Genomic DNA, 9,719 nt, shown 5'->3' with positions numbered 1-9,719 from the left:
CCCCCCCGGCTGGGTGGCCCGGAGTCGGTGGGGTCAGGCTGCCGCCACCAACTGGTCCCGGGCCGGGAGGGTCGCGTGGGTGCCGCCCGACATGAGGGATCCCACGGCGACCGGAAGGCGTTTGGTGTTCTTCCGGATGGTCGCGATGTTGGCGAACGGGCGGGCGGTGTTGGCCAGTACCGCTGCCGTGCCGGCGGCGGCCGCCTTGCGGGCCGCGACGGCCGTTCCCGCCACCGCCGCACCCGCCGGGCGGGCCGTGTTGGCCACCGCGACGGCGGCCTTGCGGGCCGCGGCCACGGTGCCGGCCACCGCCGCCTGGTCGGCGACGGCCGCCTTGTCCGTCTTGCGGGCGAAGACCACCATGCGCAGCACCACGAAGCGGCCGAGGCCGGCGAGGCCGGAGGCGGACAGGTAGACGACCTGCTGGGTGAACGCTCCCGCGTGCGGCGTGACCGCGTCCAGGACCAGCATCGCCGTGGTGGTGAACAGGTAGGCGACGACCGCCGTTCCGGTGGACTCCAGGTGCACACGGATGCTCGCCGCGCCCTTGCGGAAGGTGATCCGGCTGTGGAGTTCGTTGCAAAGCAGCGTGGACACGACCGTGACGATCGCGTTGGCCACGGCGATCGCCATCGAGCCGGTGAGGAGCATCAGGGCGCCGCTGGACAGGAGACCGACGCCGCCGCCACAGATGACGAAGCGGATGAACGCGGCGACAGCGTTGCGGTCCATCGGTTTCCCCTCCCGATCCACGGCGGATGCGGAGGCCTCACGTGCGCCCCGGCGTCCGCGGCGACCCATCTCTACGCCTGCGGTGGAACTGCCCCGGCGCGGATCCCCGGGAGGTTCTGCCCCGCCCGCGATCGCCGCGTCCACACATATGACTGAATCGACGTCGCGGATGTGACATCCGCCTGTGTGAGACAGGCCACGCGCCCCGCCCCACCGCTCTTCCGCCGCCCCGGTCGCTTCCACACCGGAAGTCTCTCGCGTAAATGTCGGCGAATCGTCATCCCTCAAGGTCGATATCCAACCCTGGCTACTACTCCGGGAGAGCCCCCAGTCGTACTCAGGGGAGAGTACGAACGACCCCCGGTAGTACTACGCGTACCGGCGCCGTGGCGCAGGTCACGTGCCAGGGCGGGCAGTTGGCTGTGCTCAGGGTCGGACTCGGGCGCAGACGGCGGCGAACCGCACGGAACGGCCCGCGGTGGCGGGTGCCGTGGTTCCGTGCGGTTCGCGGTGGGTGCGGGGTGACCGTGTACGGACGGGTCAGCGTACGGTCGGCTCGTCGGCGGTCAGGTCGACTCGGGCGAAGGAGTCGGTCTCGGGATGGCCGGCGACGCCGCGGTCGTAGTACGGCTCGCCGGGGCGGCGGACGCCGATGGTGTGCCAGCCGGCGGCGCGGGCGGCGTCCAGTTCGTCGACCAGGTCGGAGAGGAACACGAAGCGTCCGGGCTCCGGTTCGCCGACGGCCGCGGCGATGGCCTCGTACGACGACGCGACCTTCTTCGGACCCGCGTTCTCGGTGTCGAAGTGCCCCGAGAACAGCGGCAGGAGCGAGCCCTCCTCCGAGTGCCCGAACCACGCGAGTTGGGCGGACACCGAGCCCGAGGAGTAGACGTACAACGTGTGCCCGGCCTCGTGCCAGGCGCGCAGGACGGGGATCACGTCGGGGTAGAAGTGCGACGTGAGTTCGCCGGACTCGAAGCCCTCGGCCCAGATGACGCCCTGGAGGGTCTTGAGCGGGGTCGCCTTCTCGTCGCGGTCCAGCCACGTGTTGAGGGCTTCGACGATGCGCGCGGTTCCGGCGTCCGGTTCGCCGATCGACTCGCGTACGGCGTCGGCCGCGCGCGCCACGTCGGGCTCCTCGCCGCGCGTGTCCAGCACGCGGGCGAAGTGCTTGCGCGAGTAGGGATAGAGCTGCTCGGTGATGAACCCGGTTGCGCTGGTGGTGCCTTCGATGTCGACGACCACGTGGTGCGGGACGAGCGAGGCGGGGCGCGGGAGGTGACGGTCGGTCACGCGGCGGACTCCGTGTACCCGGCCCAGATGGTGTCGAAGTCGGGGAAGCGCGAGGAGATCGGGTCGCCCGTGAAGTCGCCCACCCAGCCGTCCTCGTCGTGGAAGAAGCGGATCGCCGCGACGGACGGCTCGGCCCCCATGTCGAACCAGTGCGTGATGCCCTTGGGCACCGACAGCAGGTCGCCCGCCTCGCAGAGCACTGCGAACACCCGTCCGTCCACGTGCAGGTAGAAGATGCCGGCCCCCTCGACGAAGAAGCGGACCTCGTCGTCGTCGTGGGTGTGCTCGGACAGGAACTTCTCGCGCGCGGCGGCCGCCTTGGCGGGCCACTCCGGGTCGTCCGAGGGCTGGAGCCGGATCACGTCGACGAGGATGTAGCCCTCGGCGGCGGTGATGCGGTCGACCTCGGTGCGGTACGCCTCGACGACCTGCTCCTGCGAGGCCCCGGGCACCAGCTCCTGGTCCGCCGTCCACCGCTCGTAGCGCACACCGATCGGGGCGAGCGCCTCGGCGATCGCGTCGGGCTCGGCGGTACGCAGCAGCGGAGCCGAGGGATCGGCCTCGGGCCACACGGTCAGCAGGGACATCGGGACTTCTCCTTGCTCGCAACAGCTCGGTGCATCTGCGGGGCCGCGCCGGGACGGGCCGGGACCCCCGGCAAATCTACCTCCGGCGGTCGGGGACACCCAGTCTGCGTGGGGATCCGTTCACATTTCGGACACGGGGAGAGGGGAACAAGAGTGGGGGGTAGGGGCGGGTGCGCCGGTCGGCCGCTCTGCGAGGCGGCGAGGCGGCGAGGCGGCGAGGCGGCGAGGCGGCGAGGCGGCGAGGCGGCGAGGCGGCGAGGCGAACGTATTAGGGAGGACCAAGCGGGGGTCCGGCCCGCTCGGTCCTCCCGGTCTGGGGCGGCGCGGCCGCGCAGCCGTTCAGACGTCGATACGTCGCAACAGGTGCGGGGGCACCGGGACGTCGTACTCCCCGCCGTATGCGGGGGTGTTCAACAGCATGTACATGCGCGCGCACTCCCCCGTGTTCACCAGCACCTCATATTGCGCCCCGGCGGCGTCCGCGAAGCGCAGCAGCGTGAACCCCTGCGTCGGGTACGGGCACGGCCCCGCACCCAGCCGCGGCATGGTGCCCACGGGGGCGGCCGCGTTCACGAGGGTGCGGATCTCCTCGCGCTCGGCCGCCAGGTCGGTGCTGCCGCGCAGCGTCCACGTGCCGTTCGGCGCCGCGGAGTACCGGCACGCAACAAGGTGGGCCGCAGGGTACGGGATCACGTCACCCTGCCTGCCCAGGGCCTCGCGACGCAAGGCCACGTGTCCCGCCGGACGGGACTGCTCGCACGCCTGCGCGGGCGGAGCGGGCGTCGGCGGATCGGCGATGCGTTGCTCCTCCAGCAGTGCCGTCAGGAAGTCCTCAATGATCCGCACCCCGTGCCGGGACGTGTCGGAGAACACCATCACGCCGCAGCCACCCAGGTTCATCGGCACCGACGCGCGCACGCCGTCGGGATACTGGACCTCAAGCGTCACCCACGGGCGCGCGTCCAAATGGCACGGGACATTCGGCCCCCGTCCGTCCGGGCCCGACACCGGGAAGCTGTTGACCTTGCGTACGACGCGGTCCACGTCGTAGTAGAGAGTCGTCGGCTGCGATCCGAGCCGGGGCAGGACCGGTGGACCGCCCCGCGTGAACGGCGGCGGCGGTTCGCACAGGCGGACGGCGACCGCGCCGCTTGCCAGCGTGTGCGGATTCCCCGCGGTTGCGCGCGGGTCGAGCGGGCCGGGGACGGGTTCGCCCACCAGGGGCGCGGGGCAGGCGATTTCGGCGCGGGGGCTCATCGGGCCTTGGCCGGGTTCCAACAGCGGGTCGGGAGTCGGACTGCGGCGGGTGTCGGTGTTCTGTGCGGAGGTTCCGCTTCCGCCGGGCGTGCTGAGCGAGTCCCGGCTGTCGCGGCCGTCGTCGGCGCCAAATACCGCTACCGCGCCCGCAGTTCCCGCGAGTACGAGGACCAACGCGGCCGCTGTCGCCGCGACCCGCTTGGAGAGCCGACCTCGCAGGCTGTGCGGATGATGCGGACTCTCCAGTGAACTCGGCCTGCTGGCAGGAGAGTTGGCGGTGGGCGACGCGTCGGGACGGGATCCCTCCGAGGGTGGCCCCGAGTCCGAGTCCCCGTCCCGCCGTCTCTCCCCGCTCACCTCGTGCTCGTCCATGCGTACGCCCCCTTCGCCGCCGTGGTCCGGCCGTCGGCGCCTCGGCCCGTGGCCGTTGGACGCCGGAAGGGGGCGTACGGTTCCCGGCGTTCACATCCGGGTGTAGCGCGTGACCGAACCGCCGTCCGGGAAGCGCAGGGTCTCGCCGGGAGTGACCGGGCGCGGCTCGAAGTCGCCGTAGAACAAAGGGATTCCGGAGCGAGAGACGACCGGGTAGGTCTTGAGGACCAGTTCGTCGATCTCGTCGTAGAGCGCGCCCGCGAGGGTCGCGCCGCCGCAGAGCCAAATGCCCTTGTCCCCGTCCTCGGCCTTGAGCGCGCGGACGGCTTCCACCGGGTCGCCGGAGACGAGCGTGACGTCGGGCGACGGGCTCTCCGTAAGGCTGCTGCTCACGACGTACTGCCGAAGGTGGGAGTACGGGCTGACATGCCCGGCCTCGACCCCCGGCTCGTACGTCGCACGCCCCATGATCACGGTGTCGAAGACCCGCGGCGGCCCTTCGACGCCCATCGCCTCGTGCGCGAAGGTCGGCAGCGTCTCCGGGTACTCGGCGACGATCCACTTGTGCAGGTCGACGAACGGCATGAGGTGTTCGAACGCGCCGTCGGGCGCGGCAATGAAGCCGTCGATCGACTGGCTGATGTAGTACGTGAGCTTTCGCATGGTTCTCCTCGAGAAGTTGCTGCACAGAGTCAGTGCGATCCGTGGACCACTACGTCTATAGTACTTCATGTGTAGTGGTTGGCAAGCAGGTGTTCGCGGGAAGATCGGAACACCGGACAGGAGAAGGACCGATGGCTCAGAACCCGGAAAGGCGCGCGGCACTGCTGGACGCCGCGATCGAGGTGCTGGCGCGCGAGGGCGCCCGCGGGCTGACCTTCCGCGCGGTCGACGTCCAGGCGGGCGTCCCGACCGGGACCGCGTCGAACTACTTCGGCAAGCGCGACGACCTGCTCAACCAGATCGCCCCGCGCATCTACGCCCGGCTCGGGCCCGACCCCGAGGCGGTCGCGCGCACACTTGAGGAGCCGCCGTCGAAGGCGATCGTCGTACGGTTCATGCACGAGCTGATGGGACGCGTGACCGCCGACCGCACCGGCTACATCGCCCTGCTCGAACTCCGCCTGGAGGCCACCCGCAGGCCCGAGATGCGCGAGGCGCTGACCGCGATGCTGCGGCCCGAGTACGAGGAGGCCATCCGCTTCCACCTCGACAGCGGGCTGCCGGGCGACCGGACGACGGTCAGCGTCCTGTACTTCGCGATGCTCGGCCTGATCGTCGAACACCTGACGACGCCGGACGCCGTCGCGGCGGACACGCTGGACGCGCTGGTCGACGGGATCGTGGACCGCGTGGTGCCGGAGGGGTGAGCTCCTGCCCGGGGCGGCGCTTCGGCCCCGCCCCGGAGTCCGCCGTCAGCTCGCGGGTGCCGGGCGCAGACCGTTCGCGCGGGCGTGTGCGAGGAACGCGGCCACCCGCTCGTCGGGACCGTCCCCGTCGGCGCCGGGCCCGGTGTCCGGACCGGCCGGATCGCGCGGCCGTCGGATCAGCGCCACGGCGCCCCGCACCGGCGGCTCGAACCCGCGTACGTCCGTGCCCTCGTACCCCAGGTGCTCGACCAAGTCCCGGTACAGGAACACCGATCCGAGCCCCGCGAGGACGCACGCCACCCAGGCCGAACGCTCCTCGGCCTCCATCGCCACGACCGGCTTGATGCCCAGGTGCCGGAACGCCCGGTCGATGTCGTCGCGGCGGCCGGCCCCCGGGGGCGGGAGCACGAGCGGGAGCCCGTCCAGGTGCTTCTGGGAGAGCGTGTCCGGCAGGTCCAGCCCGGCGGGTGAGACCAGCACGACCTCGCGCACCGCGAACTGATCGGCTATCAGGTCGTCCGGCGCCGGCAGCGCGGCGACTCCGGCGTCCGCCTCCCCGCGGCGGAGCGCGTCGAACAGCGCGTCGCGCGAGGCCGAACGGATCAGCCGCAGCCGCAGGTTCGGGTGGCTCGTCGCGAACGTCGGGACCAGGTGTGTGCCGAGGTCGTTGGCCAGCGTCGGCGTCGCCGCGATGCGCAGCGGCTCGGGCCCCGAGCCCCCGGAGTCGTCCGGCGGTTCCTCGCGCGCCAGCGCCTCCAGCGCGTGGACGTCCGCCAGGATCGTACGGGCCAGCCGGACCGCCCGCCGCCCGTCGGGCGACAGCACCGTACCCCGGTTGGTGCGCGCCAACAGGCGTGTGCCGACGCTGCGTTCGAGCTCCAGCAGCGACTTGGACAGCGCGGGCTGGGCGAGGTAGAGCGCGGCTGCGGCCGCCGAGATCGAGCCGTGTTCGGCGACCGCGACCAGGCGGCGCAACTGATGCACAGTCAGGCGAGGTGTGGTGCCGCCGTCTTGGGCCATGCGCGTACTCCGTCGTGCCGTGGTTGTTCGGCGGCCATCGTCGCGTGCCGGGGCGTCGGACGCCAGAGGTGCGGGGTGGGGCATACGGCACGTCGCGGCGAGAGTACGGGGAGTGCGCGGGGCGGCTCGGGAACGGGGGCTCAGGCCCCACCGCTCACGGGCACTTCTCGCCGAACTTGACCGCACCCAGCCTGATCTTGTCCTCGGGCAGCGGCGCCCCCGGGGCCGGGTCCTGGGTGCAGACCTGCCAATGGTTCTCGACGATGATCGCCCGGCCGCTCTTGAGGTCGTCCGCATCGACCTTGACCTCGTCGCGCAGCGCCGAGCGTACGACGTTGACGCTGCGGCCCAGCACGTTCGGCATGATGCCGTCCGGCGCGGAGGGCTTGGCGGTGGGCAGCGGGGTGGTCGGGCAGTCCTCGTCCTTCCGGACCACTCCGAGCCGCACGGTGGTGTCCTTGTCGATCTTGCCGGGGCCGGGGTTCTGGTCGCAGACCTGCCAGTTGCTCAGCAGCAGTTGCATGCGCCCACGACCCAGGGCGTCGTGGGACTTGATGAAGTGGTAGCCCGCGAACCAGACCGCGTCGCGCGCCTTCTGGAGGTCGAGCCCGACAACCTGCGGCACGCCGCCCGACGAGGTCGGGGACGGGGCGGACGGGGCCGACGTGGTGGCCTTGGCACCGCCCGTACCCGCGCCGCCTTCGGAACCGGTCTTCTCGGGCGGCGCGGGTGCCTGACCGGGGTCCTGCGGTCCCGCGGCCCCCGGCGAGCCGGCTCCGCCCACCGCGGTCGGGCTGCCGTCCGCGGGCCCGGACGCGCCCGCCGGGGCCGCGTTGCCGCCCTTGCCGGCGTTGTCGTCGGAGCAGCTTCCCCGGTCGATCAGCGCCGCGAGGATCAGGAGGACGACGGCGAGCGCGATCGCGCCGGTACGCCGCTTCGGGTCGCGCCACCACTCCGAGGCGGTGCGCGACCGGTCCCTCCCGAACCCGGAGCTGATCAACCGGCTGATGGTGCATCACCCCGTACGACGTCGCGTCCCTCTTGCACACCTCTTGCACAGCATGCTCGGTACGGCGCGCACTATGCGCCCCGTGCACCACATGCGCCGAATAGTGTGGCGACATACGGGAGGAAGCGGGTTAATCGACCCAATCCGTTGGATATTTGCCGGATTTCGACCGGATTTGTCAGGTGGGCAGCCCGAGTTGGGAACGAGCGTACGCCAGCGCGTGCGCCACCCGGTCCGTACGCTCGACACCCGGCGCGCCGATCACGATCTGCAACGCGAAGCCATCGAGCATTCCGTGCAGGCGGACGGTGAAGTCGGCGCGCGCGGCGGCGTCCAGCGGCTCCCACTCCCCCGTGGCGGCGCCTTCGGCGAGGAGGGCGGAGAATTCGTCCGCCCACACGCGCTCGATGTCGTGTCCGGCCTGGAGGACTTCCGGATCGCCGAGCGAACGCCCGTACACCGCCACCCAGATCGTCCAGCGCGGATCGGCGCGGCCCTCGGGGAGGTAGATGCGGATGTAGTCGGCGAGGCGTTCGGCGGCGGGCGCTCGGCGGGTGAGGAGCTCGCGGCGGCGCCCGCCCAGGCGTTCCTCGCTCCAGCGCAGGGTCTCGACGAGGAGCCGGTCCTTGGAGCCGAAGTAGTAGAGGATGTGGCCGCCGCTGATGCCGAGGCGCTTGCCGAGCGCGGCCATGGTCATCGCGTCGAGGCCGTCTTCGGCGATGGCCGCAAGTGCGGCCTCCAGGACGACTTCGCGCGGCTGTTCGAGGCGTTTGCGGCCGCGGCGTCCGGTCGTCGGCACGGCGGCTCCTCTCCGGTCTCCTCGTGGGCGGACGCGGCGGCGATCACGGACGTCGCCCTCGCCGCGCGGCCCCGTCCCCTCCGCGGGGCCGCGTCAGCGTACGCGATGTCAGACGCGCGGCTGCTGCTGCGTGATGCAGTGGACGCCGCCGCCGTTCGCGAAGATGCCGCGGGCGTCCACCAGTTCGATCGCGCGCCCGGGGAAGAGCTTCGCGAACGTCTCGGCGTTCTCCGCGTCGCGCGGGTCGTCGAACCCGCACAGCACCACCACGCCGTTCGCCACGTAGTGGTTGATGTAGCTGTAGTCGACCCAGCCGTGGCCCTCCTCTGCGAGGACGGTCGGCGCCGGGATCTCGACCACCTCCAGGCGGCGGCCGCGCGCGTCGGTGGCGGCCCGCAGCAGCGCGGCGTTCTCCTTGCCGACCTCGTGGTCGGGGTGCGCGGGGTCGGGCTGCGTGTGGCAGAGCACGACGCCGGGGCGGGCGAACGAGGCGACGATGTCGATGTGGCCGCGCGTGCCGTACCGCTCGTAGTCGCGGGTGAGGCCGCGCGGCAGCCAGATGACCTTGTCGATGCCGAGGTATGCGCGCAGTTCGTCCTCGACCTGCGCCTTGGTCCAGCCCGGGTTGCGGCCCTCGTCCAGTTGCACCGTCTCGGTGATGAGGACGGTGCCCTCGCCGTCGACGTGGATGCCACCGCCCTCGTTGACCATACGGGAGGCGTACCGCTTGGCCCCGGACAACGTGATGACGTGCTCGGCGATGTGCCGGTCGCGGTCCCACGAGGCCCACTCCTGAGCGCCCCAGCCGTTGAACACCCAGTCGGCCGCGGCGAGGCCGCCTTCACCGTCGGTCAGGAAGGTGGGGCCGATGTCGCGCATCCAGGCGTCGTCGAGCGCACGTTCGACGATCGTGAGTGGACGTTCGACATAGCGGGCGACGGTCTGCGACTCGCCCAGGTTGGCCACCATGGTGACCGGCTCGTAGCGCGCGATGGTGTCGGCGACCCGGCCCCACGCGACGCGGGCCTCGTGCAGATCGCCCTCGCCGTCCCGCGCGGCCTCGCCGTCTCCGAAGGTCTCGTTGGACGTGGGCCACGCCATCCAGGTCTGCTCGTGCTCGACCCATTCGGCGGGCATCGAGAAGCCGTCGGCGGCCGGGGTGATGGTCATTGCGCAGGTTCCTTACGTTCCTTACGAGTAGCGATTTGCACGCCGTTCAAATATCGAATTGAACAGCGTTCTAAACGCGCTGTCAAAGCCCACGCCACCACCCGGCACCG

General features: G+C 71.5%; 10 protein-coding genes. 1 reads left to right on the top strand and 9 read right to left on the bottom strand.

Going from position 1 to position 9,719, the window contains the following annotated elements; translation table 11 throughout:
- Window positions 1–33 precede the first annotated feature (33 nt).
- The 5 genes from ACRX5S_RS22330 to ACRX5S_RS22310 form a co-directional block, all read right to left on the bottom strand.
- The gene (locus ACRX5S_RS22330; RefSeq protein ID WP_436774807.1) at window positions 34–732 is read right to left on the bottom strand and encodes a hypothetical protein; all 699 of its coding nucleotides are present in this window, start codon (window positions 730–732) and stop codon (window positions 34–36) included.
- Between the two features lie 540 nt (window positions 733–1,272).
- Window positions 1,273–2,025, bottom strand: coding sequence for an acireductone synthase (gene mtnC / locus ACRX5S_RS22325; protein ID WP_436774806.1), 753 nt, complete (start codon window positions 2,023–2,025; stop codon window positions 1,273–1,275).
- Window positions 2,022–2,612, bottom strand: coding sequence for a 1,2-dihydroxy-3-keto-5-methylthiopentene dioxygenase (locus ACRX5S_RS22320; protein WP_436774805.1), 591 nt, complete (start codon window positions 2,610–2,612; stop codon window positions 2,022–2,024). Before ACRX5S_RS22320 ends, mtnC begins: the two co-directional genes overlap by 4 nt.
- A 339-nt stretch (window positions 2,613–2,951) precedes the next feature.
- The gene (locus ACRX5S_RS22315; protein WP_436774804.1) at window positions 2,952–4,043 is read right to left on the bottom strand and encodes a hypothetical protein; all 1,092 of its coding nucleotides are present in this window, start codon (window positions 4,041–4,043) and stop codon (window positions 2,952–2,954) included.
- Window positions 4,044–4,331: 288 nt separating this feature from the next.
- Window positions 4,332–4,904 (bottom strand): dihydrofolate reductase family protein, encoded by a 573-nt coding sequence (locus tag ACRX5S_RS22310; protein WP_436774803.1) that lies wholly within the window; start codon window positions 4,902–4,904, stop codon window positions 4,332–4,334.
- 131 nt (window positions 4,905–5,035) lie between these two features.
- On the opposite strand from ACRX5S_RS22310, the gene ACRX5S_RS22305 reads away from it, so the two are divergent.
- Window positions 5,036–5,611, top strand: coding sequence for a TetR/AcrR family transcriptional regulator (locus tag ACRX5S_RS22305; RefSeq protein ID WP_436774802.1), 576 nt, complete (start codon window positions 5,036–5,038; stop codon window positions 5,609–5,611).
- A 45-nt stretch (window positions 5,612–5,656) separates the two neighbouring features.
- Here ACRX5S_RS22305 and ACRX5S_RS22300 read toward each other — a convergent pair whose 3' ends face one another.
- The 4 genes from ACRX5S_RS22300 to ACRX5S_RS22285 all read right to left on the bottom strand — a co-directional run bounded on the left by ACRX5S_RS22300 (window position 5,657) and on the right by ACRX5S_RS22285 (window position 9,609).
- Window positions 5,657–6,631, bottom strand: a complete 975-nt coding sequence (locus ACRX5S_RS22300) for a LysR family transcriptional regulator (RefSeq protein WP_436774801.1) — start codon at window positions 6,629–6,631, stop codon at window positions 5,657–5,659.
- A gap of 154 nt (window positions 6,632–6,785) precedes the next feature.
- Window positions 6,786–7,631, bottom strand: coding sequence for a hypothetical protein (locus ACRX5S_RS22295; RefSeq protein WP_436774800.1), 846 nt, complete (start codon window positions 7,629–7,631; stop codon window positions 6,786–6,788).
- A 187-nt stretch (window positions 7,632–7,818) separates the two neighbouring features.
- Window positions 7,819–8,439: a TetR/AcrR family transcriptional regulator gene (locus ACRX5S_RS22290; RefSeq protein ID WP_436774799.1), complete on the bottom strand. Its 621-nt coding sequence runs from the start codon at window positions 8,437–8,439 to the stop codon at window positions 7,819–7,821.
- Window positions 8,440–8,547: 108 nt separating this feature from the next.
- Window positions 8,548–9,609, bottom strand: a complete 1,062-nt coding sequence (locus tag ACRX5S_RS22285) for an agmatine deiminase family protein (RefSeq protein ID WP_436774798.1) — start codon at window positions 9,607–9,609, stop codon at window positions 8,548–8,550.
- Window positions 9,610–9,719 lie beyond the last annotated feature (110 nt).

Origin of the sequence: Yinghuangia sp. YIM S09857 (assembly GCF_051388915.1) — a bacterium.
In the GTDB taxonomy this organism is placed as follows: Bacteria; Actinomycetota; Actinomycetes; order Streptomycetales; family Streptomycetaceae; genus Yinghuangia.
The sequence above is the reverse complement of the archived record's forward strand: the minus strand, read 5'-3'. Positions and strand labels throughout refer to the sequence as shown.

Bases quoted from the DNA above. Each gene is read 5' to 3' on its own strand.
- ACRX5S_RS22330 (WP_436774807.1), bottom strand. From the start codon at position 732: ATGGACCGCAACGCTGTCGCCGCGTTCATCCGCTTCGTCATCTGTGGC.
- ACRX5S_RS22285 (WP_436774798.1), bottom strand. From the start codon at position 9,609: ATGACCATCACCCCGGCCGCCGACGGCTTCTCGATGCCCGCCGAATGG.
- ACRX5S_RS22305 (WP_436774802.1), top strand. From the start codon at position 5,036: ATGGCTCAGAACCCGGAAAGGCGCGCGGCACTGCTGGACGCCGCGATC.
- ACRX5S_RS22300 (WP_436774801.1), bottom strand. From the start codon at position 6,631: ATGGCCCAAGACGGCGGCACCACACCTCGCCTGACTGTGCATCAGTTG.
- ACRX5S_RS22320 (WP_436774805.1), bottom strand. From the start codon at position 2,612: ATGTCCCTGCTGACCGTGTGGCCCGAGGCCGATCCCTCGGCTCCGCTG.
- ACRX5S_RS22310 (WP_436774803.1), bottom strand. From the start codon at position 4,904: ATGCGAAAGCTCACGTACTACATCAGCCAGTCGATCGACGGCTTCATT.